At 45.4% G+C, this 14,157-nt stretch carries 10 protein-coding genes; 4 read left to right on the top strand and 6 right to left on the bottom strand.

Going from position 1 to position 14,157, the window contains the following annotated elements; all coding sequences use genetic code 11:
- Window positions 1–243: 243 nt before the first annotated feature.
- Window positions 244–2,295 (bottom strand): dynamin family protein, encoded by a 2,052-nt coding sequence (locus QZ371_RS01080; RefSeq protein WP_295207823.1) that lies wholly within the window; start codon window positions 2,293–2,295, stop codon window positions 244–246.
- A 563-nt stretch (window positions 2,296–2,858) separates the two neighbouring features.
- Window positions 2,859–4,337, bottom strand: a complete 1,479-nt coding sequence (gene guaB, locus QZ371_RS01075; RefSeq protein WP_295207820.1) for an IMP dehydrogenase — start codon at window positions 4,335–4,337, stop codon at window positions 2,859–2,861.
- A gap of 398 nt (window positions 4,338–4,735) precedes the next feature.
- On the opposite strand from guaB, the gene QZ371_RS01070 reads away from it, so the two are divergent.
- Both QZ371_RS01070 and QZ371_RS01065 read left to right on the top strand, forming a co-directional pair.
- Window positions 4,736–5,440: a JAB domain-containing protein gene (locus QZ371_RS01070; protein WP_295207817.1), complete on the top strand. Its 705-nt coding sequence runs from the start codon at window positions 4,736–4,738 to the stop codon at window positions 5,438–5,440.
- 52 nt (window positions 5,441–5,492) lie between these two features.
- A complete protein-coding gene (locus QZ371_RS01065; RefSeq protein WP_295207814.1) occupies window positions 5,493–5,876 on the top strand; it encodes a C-GCAxxG-C-C family protein in 384 nt (127 codons plus the stop codon).
- Window positions 5,877–6,314: 438 nt separating this feature from the next.
- Here QZ371_RS01065 and secF read toward each other — a convergent pair whose 3' ends face one another.
- Together secF and QZ371_RS01055 are read right to left on the bottom strand one after the other, a co-directional pair.
- Window positions 6,315–7,295: a protein translocase subunit SecF gene (gene secF / locus QZ371_RS01060; RefSeq protein ID WP_295207811.1), complete on the bottom strand. Its 981-nt coding sequence runs from the start codon at window positions 7,293–7,295 to the stop codon at window positions 6,315–6,317.
- Window positions 7,288–8,670, bottom strand: a complete 1,383-nt coding sequence (locus tag QZ371_RS01055) for a preprotein translocase subunit SecD (protein ID WP_295207809.1) — start codon at window positions 8,668–8,670, stop codon at window positions 7,288–7,290. Before QZ371_RS01055 ends, secF begins: the two co-directional genes overlap by 8 nt.
- A 787-nt stretch (window positions 8,671–9,457) precedes the next feature.
- Here QZ371_RS01055 and QZ371_RS01050 point away from each other — a divergent pair.
- Both QZ371_RS01050 and QZ371_RS01045 read left to right on the top strand, forming a co-directional pair.
- Window positions 9,458–9,811, top strand: a complete 354-nt coding sequence (locus tag QZ371_RS01050; protein WP_295207806.1) for an MmcQ/YjbR family DNA-binding protein — start codon at window positions 9,458–9,460, stop codon at window positions 9,809–9,811.
- A 159-nt stretch (window positions 9,812–9,970) separates the two neighbouring features.
- Window positions 9,971–11,188 (top strand): pyridoxal phosphate-dependent aminotransferase, encoded by a 1,218-nt coding sequence (locus QZ371_RS01045; protein WP_295207802.1) that lies wholly within the window; start codon window positions 9,971–9,973, stop codon window positions 11,186–11,188.
- 452 nt (window positions 11,189–11,640) lie between these two features.
- Here QZ371_RS01045 and QZ371_RS01040 read toward each other — a convergent pair whose 3' ends face one another.
- Together QZ371_RS01040 and QZ371_RS01035 are read right to left on the bottom strand one after the other, a co-directional pair.
- A complete protein-coding gene (locus QZ371_RS01040) occupies window positions 11,641–12,354 on the bottom strand; it encodes a hypothetical protein (RefSeq protein WP_295207799.1) in 714 nt (237 codons plus the stop codon).
- 330 nt (window positions 12,355–12,684) lie between these two features.
- Window positions 12,685–14,070, bottom strand: coding sequence for a glycine--tRNA ligase (locus QZ371_RS01035; protein ID WP_295207796.1), 1,386 nt, complete (start codon window positions 14,068–14,070; stop codon window positions 12,685–12,687).
- Window positions 14,071–14,157: the final 87 nt, after the last annotated feature.

Raw genomic sequence — 14,157 nt, 5'->3', positions numbered from 1 at the left:
CCGACAGACGCGCGAACGATGTTCGCCCCTACAATACAACGTATTATATAAGCAATTATAAGCTGAACAAACGGGACGTCATTTTATATGCGAGTAACGGTGAGCATATAAAATTCGCCGTCCCCTACACAAATAACTTTCGTGTAGGGGCGAACATCGTTCGCCCGTTGATCGATATGTCGTTCGACAGATCGATCCGTGTTTCTTATTACAACATCACTAGCAATTGCAAATTTGCGCCCTTTAGCTCTCCATAGCTTCTGTCAGAACTCTTCTTACCTGATAAGCGTCCTGAACGATAGCGCTTGCGCTTTCTGCAATGTCGTGGAGACGTTCCATTTCCTTCTGAGAAATGTTGCTCTTCTCCGTCTTGAGATCGTTAAGATTGTCGAGGGTCTCCTGTGTGTCACGAAGGATAATCTCAGTTTCATTCTCGATCTTGCCCTTGAGGCCTTCAAATGCTGAGAATACCTGACAACGGACAGTTTCGGTGAAGTCGTTATTGAGCTTCATTTCGTGGAACTGTTTTCTCACCTGCGTCTTGAAATTGGACTTATATTTGTCTATCCTCTCCTTGACAAGAATCTTATCCACCGCAAAATTAGAAGTGAACGTACCTGCTATTCCAGCCAGCGCCATAAGGCAGAGGGTAACAGGCAGGGTGGCAGTTATTCCGAAAAAGCCTGCGAAGAATATAGCTGTATAATAAGTTGCATAGAAGCCTGCGAAACCTGTTGCGCCGCCAAGGAGCGCACCCTTTACGCCAGATTCTCTGAAACCTAAGAACAGTCCGCCGACGCCGTAAGAGCCGATAGCAACGCCGATTATCTTATCCACAACGCCGCCGTTCTTTGAAACTCTATCCGAAATGGTGAACATCTGCTGAATTTTTGTAACGGACTCAAAGAACTCGTCCTCGAAGTCTTGAAGTCTTTCAGCCTCGCAGGAAACGGCGAAGTTGATACTGTTCTGTATCTGCTCGCAGATTATCTGCGCTCTTGCTTCGATGCTTTCCTTTATCTTCTCGGTGAGTTTTGCGGTCACCATTTTGAGCTGATCTTTCTTGAAGTCGTCAGAGGACATTTGGAAGTTGTCGATAACTTCCATAGCGGTATCTTCGATATTCGTCCAATAGCTGTCAAGGACAGGCTGCAAGTCGTTGAACACTTGATTTGCGGCATCATTGATCTTGACGAATTCCTGTCTCTTCTTATTTCTTATCTCGCCGATCTCTTTGATAGCTTCGTCATATTTTTCCATAAACTCGTCGTTTGCCATCATAAGAGCGTTTTCCTGCATAACGACGCTTCTCAGTATCTCAGTACCAGAGTTTGTTATCTTGTTGGCAAGTATCTGCAAAGCGATAACGCCACGCTCTTTTGTGAGCATAGTTTCGAGAGCTTTTTCAAACTCGGGGAAGTTACTCTTTTCAAGGGCTTCCTTATCACCAGTTTCTTTTGCAGTCAAAGCCTGCTTAGCGTAAACGCCGATAACTCTCGGCGTACCGATCTTTCTTTTATATACCGCAAATTCACGGGAGTCCTCTCCCATAACCTTTTTGGCTTTTTCCATAACATACTTGCCGATACGGCCTCTAACGGTCTCGACGATCTTGTTTTCGTCCGCCTGAGAGAATGTGCCGAAGCAGTTTACGACAAATATTATTCTGCCCACGTCAGAGGTGAGCATTTTCTTTTCAAGAAATTCCTTTTCAAACTGAGAAAACGGCGAATTTGCGCTGATAACGAACACAGCAGCGTCGATCTTTGGCAGTATCGACAGGGTGACGTTAGTCATCTGATCGTCGTCGTTGAGACCAGGGGTGTCTATGATATCCACATTGTTCTTACAGAACTCGGTATCGTAATATACCGTCGCTTCCTTGACGGTCTCCGCCTTTTCCTCAGATTCTGCAGTAAGCTTTGTGACATAATCTTCAAGCTTGTTTATGTCAACTCGTTCGCTCTCACCGTTTTTATATTCCACCTGTACATATGGCTCTTCGCTGTATGTAACTCTGTTGAGCGTAGCCGTCGCAGGCAGCACGTCCGCAGGGAGCACTTCCTGTCCCAGCATAGCGTTTATGAGCGTACTTTTACCCCTTTTGAACTCGCCGACGATAGCGACTTCAAAATGCTCCTCGGCAGTTTTCTCCAATGTTTCACGAATAGATTCCGCAGTATTGACCAAAGCGATCTCTTCGCTCAGTCCCAGCAGCGCTTCAAGGCTTTCAGTCAGCCCTTTGACAGTTTCCTTATAGGAAGCGTAGCTGCCGTAATCAATTTGCTTTTTCATTGCAAGCCTCCGTTCCTGTTGCATTTTAGCTTTTTAACAGGTTATTAATTCGCCGCAAGCTCCATATCTCCCCCAAAAAGACCAGCGACCTTATTCGATATCCGACCGCCGCAAAAGCGGAAACATCTGAAAAAAGGGCGCAAAGAGCCTGCTGCCGATATTATTTTAATTATAACATATTATCAAATCACAAGTCAAGAATTTCCTCATAACAAGTACAGAAAATTACCCTTTTGCACAAATTGTTAATAACATACTATACATTTTGCACATAATTTGTTCTTAAACTGCGCAGGCAGGTTTTGAGAATGTATCGCTGTCGGCATTTTTTATTGTATGCCGAGGTGGGGGAGGGGGTTAAAGTGAACTTTGTAGGGGTGTGCAAGGACATAGTATACAGGTGTGGTGTTGGCATAACAAAAGGGCGACCAAAGGTCGCCCCCACAAATATTTTAAAATATATTGTATATAAATCGCACAAATACGCACTCTGTACAGTTTACAGCCTGTCCTATCCTCGGGCTACAACGTAAAGTCAACCCGCTGTCCAGCCGTCCCCGAATTTAAATACCGGCGGAGTAGTTTGGAGCTTCCTTGGTGATATAAATGTCGTGTGGGTGAGATTCCTTCAAGCCTGCGCCCGTGATCCTGATGAACTTTGCCTTCTCACCAAGTTCTGCAATAGTGTGACAACCGCAGTAACCCATACCCGAACGAATACCGCCAACAAGCTGGAAGATAGTGTCGGAAACTGGTCCCTTGTATGCAACACGGCCTTCAACACCCTCTGGTACAAGCTTCTTAGAGTTTGTCTGGAAATATCTGTCCTTTGAACCCTTGTTCATTGCAGCAAGTGAACCCATTCCTCTGTATACCTTGAACTGTCTGCCCTGATAAATTTCGGTCTCGCCCGGAGCTTCGTCGCAGCCTGCAAGAAGTGAACCGAGCATTACAACGCTTGCACCGGCAGCAAGTGCCTTTACAATGTCGCCCGAATACTTTATACCGCCGTCTGCAATAACAGGTACGCCGTACTTTGCAGCAGCACAAGCAGCGTCATAAACAGCAGTTACCTGTGGAACACCGATACCTGCTACAACTCTTGTTGTGCAGATAGAACCAGGACCGATACCGACCTTGATAGCGTCTGCGCCAGCCTGACAAAGTGCCTCAGCAGCCTCAGCAGTAGCAATGTTGCCTGCGATAACAGGAGTGTTAGGGAACGCAGCCTTTACCTTCTTGAGGCAGTTGATAACGTTCATAGAATGTCCGTGAGCAGAGTCGAGCACAAGAACGTCTACCTGTGCGTCGATAAGTGCGCCGGCTCTCTCGAGAATGTCGTTAGTCATACCGATAGTAGCGCCGCAAAGCAGCCTGCCCTTTTTATCTCTTGCGGAATTTGGATACTGAACAGCCTTTTCGATATCCTTGATAGTGATAAGGCCCTTGAGGATACCATTAGCGTCAACAAGCGGAAGCTTCTCGATCTTGTGCTTCATAAGGATCTTCTGAGCGCCTGCGAGGTCTGTGTCAACAGGAGCGGTAACAAGATTTTCCTTAGTCATAACATCAGCGATCTTGATATTCTCAAAGTCTGTGATAAATCTGAGGTCTCTGTTAGTAAGGATACCCTCGAGCTTGCCCTCTTCGTCAACGATAGGCACGCCTGAGATCTTGTACTTGCCCATAAGCTTGTCAGCCTCAGCAACAGTCTTGTCAGCTGTAAGTGAGAAAGGATTTACGATAACGCCGTTTTCAGAACGCTTTACCTTATCGACCTCTTCAGCCTGCTGAGCGATAGTCATATTCTTGTGGATAATACCGATACCGCCCTCTCTTGCAATAGCGATAGCCATTTTCGACTCAGTAACAGTATCCATAGCTGAAGTCATAATAGGTGTATTAAGGACGATATCCTTAGTCAGATGAGTGTGGATGTCCACCATATCAGGCGTACAATCCGACTCTCCCGGGATAAGGAGCACATCGTCAAAGGTAAGACCTTCTTTACCAAACTTATTGTTTACATTAGTATCCAGCATAAAGTTAACCTCCCGCAAATATTAATTCAATTATATCCTACATTATTCTTATAATTGTACCTCATTTAATTAAACTTGTCAACATTATAATTACAAACTTTTTTTTAATTCGCATAGGGCTGGACTGCGTGCCTGGTACGACTCAGTCCGAAGACTGGACAGGCTGTAAACCGTATAGAGTGCGGTCGGTGTTTCGCAAGCAATGTTGCTGAATCCCAAAATTCCGACTATGTACGGAGCTCAATGCGATCGTACTTTCCTCATCGACCCTATCCTCGGGCTGCAAACGTAAAGTCAGTTCGCAGCACAGAGTATGCGAATAAAAAAAGAGAGTTGACATTTGGCGGTGATTGCATTATACTGAAAATAGTCAAACACATCAAAAAGGGGGGCATAGTATGAGCGGCAGTCCAAAGAACGATAACCATAGCGGGCACCGTGAGCGTATGCGCAAACGCTTTCGTGAAACAGGCGACCTAAAGGGCTTCTCTGAGCACGAAATTCTCGAAATGCTGCTGTTTTATGTGCTCCCACGGCGCAATACTAACGACCTTGCCCACGAGCTTATCAATAAGTTCGGCAGTATAAAGAGCGTTTTGAATGCCTCCCCCGAGGAGCTTGTGGCCGTCCCCGATATGGGCGAGGGTGCGGCTCATTCTATCGCTTTTTTCGACAAACTTATGAAATATTGCGCCGCTCAGAACGACGATCGTGTGGACGTCCGTGATTTTGGCGGAGTGCTGCAATTTGTTGACAATTGCTTCGCCGGCGAAAAAACGGAAAAGTTCAAGGTCATTTGCGTCGATTCTGGCTACCATATCAAAAGCGTTGCGGAGGTCTGCGAGGGCGACCCACGCTCCGCACCTGTGGATTTCAGAGCGATGACAAAAGCCGTCTTGAACAGCGGCTGCGACGTGATAATGATCGCCCACAACCACCCCTCAGCGCCAAACACCCCATCGCAGGAGGACGTGACCCTCACTCGAGAGGTTATCCGCTATATGCGCTGTCTGGAAATTACTGTGCTGGATCATTTCATCACAGGCAAAAACGGCACGATCTCAATGCGCAGCTGCGGCCTTATCCACGATATGGAATGTTGACTAGCAATTTTTTCATTATGTATATAAAATCACAAATTCGGAGGAATAAAAAATGAACAGACAGGAACTTGCAGTTGAATATAAGCACAGCCAAAATAATTGCTGCCAAGCGGTGCTGCTGGCGTTTGCGGACGTGCTCGACCTTGATAAGACCACCCTGCGGCAGCTTGGCGCAGGGTTCGGCGTTGGAATGGGCTGTATGGAAGCCACCTGCGGCGCACTTATCGGGGCGCAAATTGCGCTGGGGCTGAAATGCTATGACGGCCTGCCGATACTGGGAGAGGCGAAAAAATTCCACGGAAAGTTCCGTGAACTCTGTCAGAGCACATATTGCCGTGAACTGAAAGGCCTTGACACGGGCGTTGTTCTCTGCGATTGCGACGACTGCGTGAGAAACGCCGTTAAGCTTGTGGAAGAGAGATTTCCCGAACTGTAAAACGCATAAAACAGCAAAAAGGTGTGTGAACAATGTTCACACACCTTTATTTGACAAAACTCGATAATTGTGCTATAATCACCATAGGGCATACTGCAACAACGGTAGGCGGTTTAAATCTTCCTCCAGCAATGGAGGTGAGCAAAATATGAGCGTAATTGAAGTACTTACATTACTGATGTTAATAGCGAATATTGTTGGACTTGTGTTTGATATTTGTAAACTCTTGTTTGACATTTGCAACAGAAAAAAGAAATAACCGCCCGACTACCACATAGGACGGTTATTAAAAAAATTAGTCTCTGGAGGTAACCCGCTTACAGCAGTATGCCTCTTTTATTGTCTATATTATATCATATACAATTATTGTTGTCAAGTCAAAAATCAAATACGCTATGTATATGTAGGGGCGAACATCGTTCGCCCGTTTTTTATGTTTTAGCGTCTATTGCTCTGCTTAACAGCGCCCTTTGACTTCTTGTTCGCAGCGCCCTTCTTTGCCTTGTGATTTCTCCATACTACCCAAAGTGTTGGAGCAATGCAGTTTGAAGAGTACACACCTGAGATCATACCGATGATAAGCGGGAATGCAAAGCTTATGATCGAAGTTACTCCGCAGATAAGGCAAACTATGCAAACTGTTGTCATTGCGAGAACTGTTGTTACTGTGGTGTGGATTGAACGTCCGAGGGTCTGTGTGATCGAAAGGTTTACAAGATCAGCAAGTTCCATTTTGTTGCCGATAAGTCTTTCATTCTCACGTATCCTGTCGTAGATGATGATAGTTGCGTTGATAGAATAGCCGAGGATAGTCAGCAGAACGGCCATAAAGTTTGCGTTGATGTCAAATCTACAAACAACGAAGCAACCGTATACCATACACATATCGTGGGCAAGTGCCACAACTGAGAACACACCAGCGGAAAGTCCGCCGATCTTCTTGAATCTGAAACCGATGTAAATGATCGTGACGACCATTGCCAGTGCGCAGGCTGCAAGGCACTTGAAGAAGAAATTCATACCGCTTGAAGCCGCAACGTCGTTTGATTCGTAGACCTCGATGTTATTGTCAGCAAAATCGCTCTGCAATGCAGTCTTGAGCTTGTTCTGCTTGTCGTCGCTTATGCCCTTTGTTGAGGAGAACTTGATCTCAACAGTTTTCTGTGAGCCGTTTGTGTTCTCGCCCAATGTTACTGTGCACTTATCGTCAAGGGTGTTGCCGACAGTCTTTTCAACGTCAGCCGACTTGATATCGCCCTCATATGTATAAGTAATAACAGTACCGCCCTTGAATTCTATGGCAACGTTAAGTCCGATAGTGAAAGTCAGAATGATGAACAGCGCAATAAGAGCGCAGGATATTGTGTAGAACAGCTTTCTGTGGCCTACAACGTCAAGAGTTTTTCTTTCCTTACTCATTGATCTCAGCACCTCCATAAAGCTTGCGTTTCTTAAAGCACTTGAACTTAGAGAGTGACGAAAGCATAAGTCTTGAACAGAAAATACCGAATACAAAGTTAAGAATGATACCTACCAAAAGGGTGTAACCCAGAGAGTAGATCGTACCGGCTGTTGTTGCGCCGAAGAATGAGAACACAGGGCTGAGGAGCGTTCCGAAAACGCTGTCTGTCGGGCCGAATGCACCCATAAGGATAACTGCGACGAACACAACTGTGATATTTCCGTCGAACACAGCGCTCCAAGCTCTCTTATAGCCAAGTTCGATAGCGCCGTTAAGTGTTTTGCCGTTATTGAGCTCTTCCTTTATTCTCTCAGAGGTGATAACGTTGGCGTCAACGCCCATACCAATGGAAAGAATGATACCTGCGATACCCGGGATAGTCAGCGTAAAGCTGTCGAGGTTTCCGAAGAAGCCTGTAAGGCAGGCGATAGAGCCGATGACCTGTCCGATAAGTGCGATAGAAGCAACGAAACCGGGCAGTCTGTAAACGATGATGATATAAAGTGCAACTACGATAAATGCGATAAGTCCTGCAATTATCATAGCGTTCTTTGCACCCTCGCCGAGAGTTGGCGAGATAATGCTTGTGCTTGTGGTTTTAAGGTCGAATGGGATAGAACCGGCGTTGATCTTATCGGCAAGAGCCTTTGCGGACTCATATGTAAAGTTGCCCTCGATAACGCACTCGCCGTCTGTGATAGCGGAATTTACGCTAGGAGCGGAAATGCAGTCCTCATCCATCCAAATGGAGATAGAGCCGTTTCCAGCAAGTTCGGTAGTAGCGTCTGCGAAAGCTTCCTTACCGCTGTCGTTAAGGGTCAAGCTAACGACATACTTGATATTGCCAGTAGTCTGATCCTGAGTCTGTCTAGCCTCAGCCTTTTTAACGTCGCTTCCTGTGAGGACTTCCTCGCCGGTAGCGTCAGTACCCTTTCTGAAAACGAGCTTTGCAGTTTCGCCAAGTTCAGAAACGGCAGCCTCAGGATCGAAGCTTTCCTCATTGGCCTGCCAAGGGAAAGATACGATGACCTTGTCCTTATTATAATCGACATAGACCTCGCTGTCAGTGATATTGAGGCTTACAAGTCTCTGTTCGATAACGGCTCTTGCAGCGTCGAGCTCGTCGTCAGTAGCGTCATAGCCGTCCGCAGGTTCAAAGGTAGCGTTTACGCCGCCCTGGATATCTATTCCCCAGCGGATATCTTCAACGCCCTTGATATAGCTTGTTTTTATATCGCCGTACTGTGTATGTATGCCGGCATAGGTCAGATAGCCGAAGGCAATTATACATATCAGCACGATAAAAAACACAGGTTTTTTAACTTTTCGCACCTTTAGTCCTCCTAATTATTAAGGTATTATGCCGACAAGCGACACTTCGCCCTTATCAGACACATTCACCTTATTATTATAAAGCAAATCTATCTAAATGTCAACCCTTTCTTTATAATTCGCATAGGGCTGGACTGCGGGCGACGTTCGACTCAGCCCGAGGATAGGACAGACTGTAAACCGTACACAGCATTAAACCGTACTATGTACGTTTTGTTTTATTATTCGACATATATTGACAAGTGAACAAAAGTATGATAGAATAAACCTATGGCGTACTGCAACAACGGTAGGCGGTTTAAATCTTCCTCCAGCAATGGAGGTGAGCAATATGAGCGTAATGGAAGTACTTACTTTACTGATATTAATAGCACATATAATTGGCCTTGTGGTCGATATCTGCAATAAAAAAAAGAAATAACCGCCCCACTACCAATAGGTCGGTTATTTCTTTATGAATAACACATCTTGGAGGTAAACCGCTTACAGCAGTATGCCTCTTTTTATTGTCTTAATTATAACATAAGCAAACCGCTTTGTCAAGTAAAATATGGTTCAAAAACATTGAACTTTAGCGCAACCAAACGCACTTTGTTCGGAGCTCAATGCAAACGTACTTTCTTTAGCGACCCCGTCCTCGGGCTACTATATGCGACACCCGAAGTACAGATTATGCGAATTCGGTGCAGGGGCAAGCCCCTGCTGAATTAAAAAAGGATTGACATTGACACAGCATAGTGCTATTATAATAGGTATACGTCTTGTGTTTTTTGCGGAGGCAAAATGTATGACAAAGGAAAAATATCTTGAATTTTGCAGCGGTATCGCTGGGGCTTGCTGCGATATGCCTTTCAACGAGGACTTTGAGACCACGGCGCTGCGGCATATCGACACACGCAAGTGGTTCGGGCTGCTTATGAAGCTGGACGGCAAGTACATCGTTAATCTAAAGCTTTCCCCAGAGGAAGTGCTTTTCTATCAGAGCGTTTACAAGGGCGCTTGCAAGGCTTATCATATGAACAAGACCCATTGGATTACCATTTATCTTGACAGCGACGTTCCCGACGACGAGATCGAAAATCTCACGCTGATAAGCTTTGGTATGACCGCAAAGAAAGCAAAAAATAGACCCAAAATGTAGGGGCGAAAATTGTTGCTCGACAAGGCTCTCAACAATTTTGTTCGCCCGTTGGTCTGCTGATTTTCTGCATATACCAACATATAACACAAGACATTTGGCTTGACGGCTTTAGTGATTGCTATATTATGCCATATATATTTCTGAAAGGAAGTTTTATAAATGAGAACATTTTCAAAATCAAGCAAGCTTGATAATGTGTGCTATGATATCAGAGGTCCTGTTATGGACGAGGCCAACGAAATGATCGCCCGTGGTGAAAAGATATTCAAGCTCAATATCGGCAACCCTGCGCCTTTCGCTTTCAACGCTCCTGATGAAATAATACAGGCAATGACAGATAATCTCAGAAATGCCCAGGGATATTCCGACTCCCGTGGCATTGCAGAGGCAAGAGAGGCTATCCTCGAATACAGCCGTTTCAAGGGCATTCCTGTTGAGGGCATAAATGATATTTACACAGGCAACGGCGTTTCCGAACTTATCGTAATGGTTATGCAGGGACTTCTCAACAACGGCGATGAAGTTCTCGTGCCTGCGCCTGATTATCCCCTTTGGACTGCTTCCGTTACATTGGCTGGCGGCACGGCCGTACACTATATATGCGATGAACAGTCCGACTGGTACCCAGATATTGCGGATATTGAAAGCAAAGTGACAGACAAGACTAAGGCTATCGTGCTGATAAATCCTAACAACCCGACCGGTGCGGTTTATCCGAAAGAGGTGCTTGAAAAGATCGCCGACGTTGCAAGACGTCACCAGCTTATAATCTTTTCCGATGAGATCTACGACCGACTTCTTATGGACGGCGTTGAGCACACTTCTATCGCTTCACTTTGTCCCGACCTTTTCTGCGTAACATTCAACGGACTTTCAAAGTCTCACAGAGTTGCAGGCTTCCGTGCAGGCTGGATGGTTCTTAGCGGCGACAAGAGCGGCGTAAAGGGCTATATCGAGGGACTTAATATGCTTTCGAGTATGCGACTTTGCTCAAATGTTCCGAGCCAGTACATAATAAAGTACGCTTTGGGCGACTACACCAAGACTGACGATCTGCTGCTTCCGGGCGGTCGAATCTACGAGCAGCGTGAGTACATTTACAATGCCCTCAACAGCATTGACGGACTTTCCGCCGTCAAGCCAAAGGCGGCGTTCTACATTTTCCCGAAGATCGACGCAAAGAAGTTCAACATCACAAACGACGAGCAGTTCGTCCTTGATTTTCTCCGTCAGAAGAAGATACTTCTCGTCCACGGCGGCGGCTTCCATTGGGAACAGCCCGATCATTTCAGAATAGTTTACCTGCCGAAGCTCGAAGACCTTGAGTATTCGATGAATGAAATGGCAGATTTCTTGAAGACATATAAACAGAAATAGGTATCGCTCCAACGTAAAAATGGGCGACGTACTTTGTAGATCGAATACTAGACAGAATTTAAACCGCACACAGCATTAAACCGTACTGTGTGCGGTTTGTTGTTTTTTATCGACAGATATTGACAGAAGCAAAAGTGTGCTAGAATAGGATTATGGCGTACTGCAACAACGGTAGGCGGTTTAAATCTTCCTCCAGTTTTGGAGGTGAGCAAGATATGAGCGTAATTGAAGTACTTACGTTACTGATGTTAATAGTGAATATTGTTGGACTTGTGTTTGTATTTGCAGACTTTTGTTTGACATTTGCAGTAAAAAAAGAAATAACCGCCCCCACTTCCAATAGGTCGGTTATTTCTTTAACCCTAATATTTCGGAGGTAAACCGCTTACAGCAGTATGCCTCTTTTTATTGTCTTAATTTTAACATATGACAGAAGCGTTGTCAAGTTTTTCTTACTTCTTACGTCTCTTCTCTTTCCTGCGCTTCTTCTTATTTTCCTTGATGATCTTCAGCGGATCGCCGAAACGCTCCTTGTCGTCTTGAACAGGTATCATCTTTTCGCTTTTTGACATAATATCCGTCATCTGCTGGAACAGCATCGATTCCTCGAACATATCCTCAGCCTCTTCGCAGGTCTCAGCCTTGCCGTCAACAAGGAACTGCTTGATCTGATCCACGTTGCGCATATATTCCAGCGACATAAAGGTCACACGCTTCTCGAGAGCCTTGTAATAATCGTCACGCTGACGCTCAAGCTGCTTGATACGGTCGTCCAGCATAATGATCTGCTCGTTGATACCGTCGTTGACTTCCACCTGCTTCTGTTCCGCAGCTGTGAGCCTGTACTTGTTCAACGCAATGCCGAATGCCGCCGCACAAATGAAAATCACGCCTGCCGCAATTCCAGCCGCAATCAGCAGATCGCTTCCCAGCAGCAGCCAAAGTATAAGCAACGCCGCAATGCCTATAAGCGCACTTATGCCCAGCGCACGAGCGATCTTCTTTTTAAGGTCGAAATTCTTTACAACGTAATCATTGTCGTGTATGTATGTTTTAAGATATTCCTTGTTCTCCTTGCTGACAGTAACAGCGTCCTCAAACTCAAAATACCTGTTGAAATATTCGGCAGCCTGATCTATCTTTTCAATTTCCTTGTCGATAGCCATTGACGATCCCTCACATCATAAAAATTCACAATTCAATTACTTTTATCTGTTCATACAAATTTCTTATATTATATCACAAAAGCGCACCTCTGTCAACTCTGAAATTTATGTAAAGCGTACAGGCGGTGTGACGCAAAAAACGGACAAACTCATCAGCTTGTCCGTTTGAGACTGTCGAAAAAGCATCAAATCCACGGGCGAACGCTGTTCGTCCCTACTAATTATAGAGGAAAATTGTCGTTCGACAAGGCTTACGACAATTTGCGCCCTCACGTTCCATTTTTTACTTTTTCAATTTATTCAATTTCGATCAAATATCAATTAAAACCATTAAAACTCGATCTTCTTCTCGATATAAGCAACCAGCTCGTCGATCTTGATACGCTCCTGCTCCATTGTGTCTCTGTCTCTAACTGTTACGCAGCCGTCCTCAACGGAGTCAAAGTCGTATGTGATGCAGAATGGTGTGCCGATCTCGTCCTGACGGCGGTATCTCTTGCCGATAGAACCAGCCTCGTCATAATCAACAAGGAAGTGCTTTGAAAGCTCTGCATAAAGCTCGCCGGCCTGTTCGCTGAGCTTCTTTGAAAGTGGGAGCACGCAAGCCTTGAATGGCGCAAGTGCTGGGTGGAAACGCATAACCGTTCTAACGTCAGGCTTCTCCTCTGTGCCGATGTTCTCCTCGTCATATGCTTCGCAGACAACTGTGAGGAACAGTCTCTCAACGCCAAGTGAAGGCTCGATAACGTATGGAACATATCTCTCGTTTGTCTCTGGGTCAAAGTAGTCAAGGCTCTTGCCGCTTGTCTTGATGTGCTGATTAAGGTCATAATCAGTTCTGTCTGCAACGCCCCAAAGCTCGCCCCAGCCAAATGGGAAGAGATACTCAAAGTCAGTTGTAGCCTTTGAATAGAAGCAAAGTTCCTCAGGTGAATGGTCTCTCAGACGGAGGTTTTCTTCCTTGATGTTAAGGCTAAGGAGCCAATCCTTGCAGAAGCCTCTCCAATAGCTGAACCACTCAAGGTCTGTGCCAGGCTTGCAGAAGAACTCAAGCTCCATCTGCTCAAACTCACGAACACGGAAAATGAAGTTACCGGGAGTGATCTCGTTTCTGAATGACTTGCCTACCTGTGCAACGCCGAAAGGAACTTTCTTTCTTGTTGTTCTCTGAATATTAGCAAAGTTTACGAAAATACCCTGTGCAGTTTCAGGACGGAGGTAAAGCTCAGACTTTGAATCCTCTGTTACGCCCTGAAATGTTTTGAACATAAGGTTGAACTGACGGATATCTGTGAAGTTGTGGCTGCCGCAGTCTGGGCAAGGTATCTGCTTTTCCTTGATGTAGTCCATCATCTGCTCGTTTGTCCAGCCGGCAACGTTAGTGCCGTCAAAATCTTCGATAAGGTTATCGGCTCTGTGACGTGTCTTACAGTCCTTGCAGTCCATAAGAGGGTCAGAGAATCCGCCGATATGGCCGGAAGCCACCCAAGTCTGAGGGTTCATAAGTATAGCGGAATCAAGGCCGACATTATACTTATTTTCCTGAATAAACTTCTTTCTCCAAGCGTTCTTGATATTGGTCTTGAGCTCAACACCGAGAGGGCCGTAATCCCAAGTGTTAGCAAGTCCGCCGTAAATCTCACTTCCAGGGTACACAAAGCCTCTGTTTTTACAGAGCGCCACGATCTTATCCATAGTTTTTTCTGAATTATTCATTTAACATTCTCCTCGTTAAATTGATAAATTGATAATAACATCATCTGAATATTATCCTACCATTATATTTTAAAGCAAAACCCCCAT

This window comes from Ruminococcus sp. (genome assembly GCF_019423705.1).
In the GTDB taxonomy this organism is placed as follows: domain Bacteria; phylum Bacillota; class Clostridia; order Oscillospirales; family Ruminococcaceae; genus Hominimerdicola.
The sequence above is the reverse complement of the archived record's forward strand: the minus strand, read 5'-3'. Positions and strand labels throughout refer to the sequence as shown.

Coding starts and splice junctions, on each gene's coding strand:
- QZ371_RS01080 (WP_295207823.1), bottom strand. CDS start 2,295: ATGAAAAAGCAAATTGATTACGGCAGCTACGCTTCCTATAAGGAAACT.
- guaB (WP_295207820.1), bottom strand. CDS start 4,337: ATGCTGGATACTAATGTAAACAATAAGTTTGGTAAAGAAGGTCTTACC.
- QZ371_RS01070 (WP_295207817.1), top strand. CDS start 4,736: ATGAGCGGCAGTCCAAAGAACGATAACCATAGCGGGCACCGTGAGCGT.
- QZ371_RS01065 (WP_295207814.1), top strand. CDS start 5,493: ATGAACAGACAGGAACTTGCAGTTGAATATAAGCACAGCCAAAATAAT.
- secF (WP_295207811.1), bottom strand. CDS start 7,295: ATGAGTAAGGAAAGAAAAACTCTTGACGTTGTAGGCCACAGAAAGCTG.
- QZ371_RS01050 (WP_295207806.1), top strand. CDS start 9,458: ATGACAAAGGAAAAATATCTTGAATTTTGCAGCGGTATCGCTGGGGCT.
- QZ371_RS01045 (WP_295207802.1), top strand. CDS start 9,971: ATGAGAACATTTTCAAAATCAAGCAAGCTTGATAATGTGTGCTATGAT.
- QZ371_RS01040 (WP_295207799.1), bottom strand. CDS start 12,354: ATGGCTATCGACAAGGAAATTGAAAAGATAGATCAGGCTGCCGAATAT.
- QZ371_RS01035 (WP_295207796.1), bottom strand. CDS start 14,070: ATGAATAATTCAGAAAAAACTATGGATAAGATCGTGGCGCTCTGTAAA.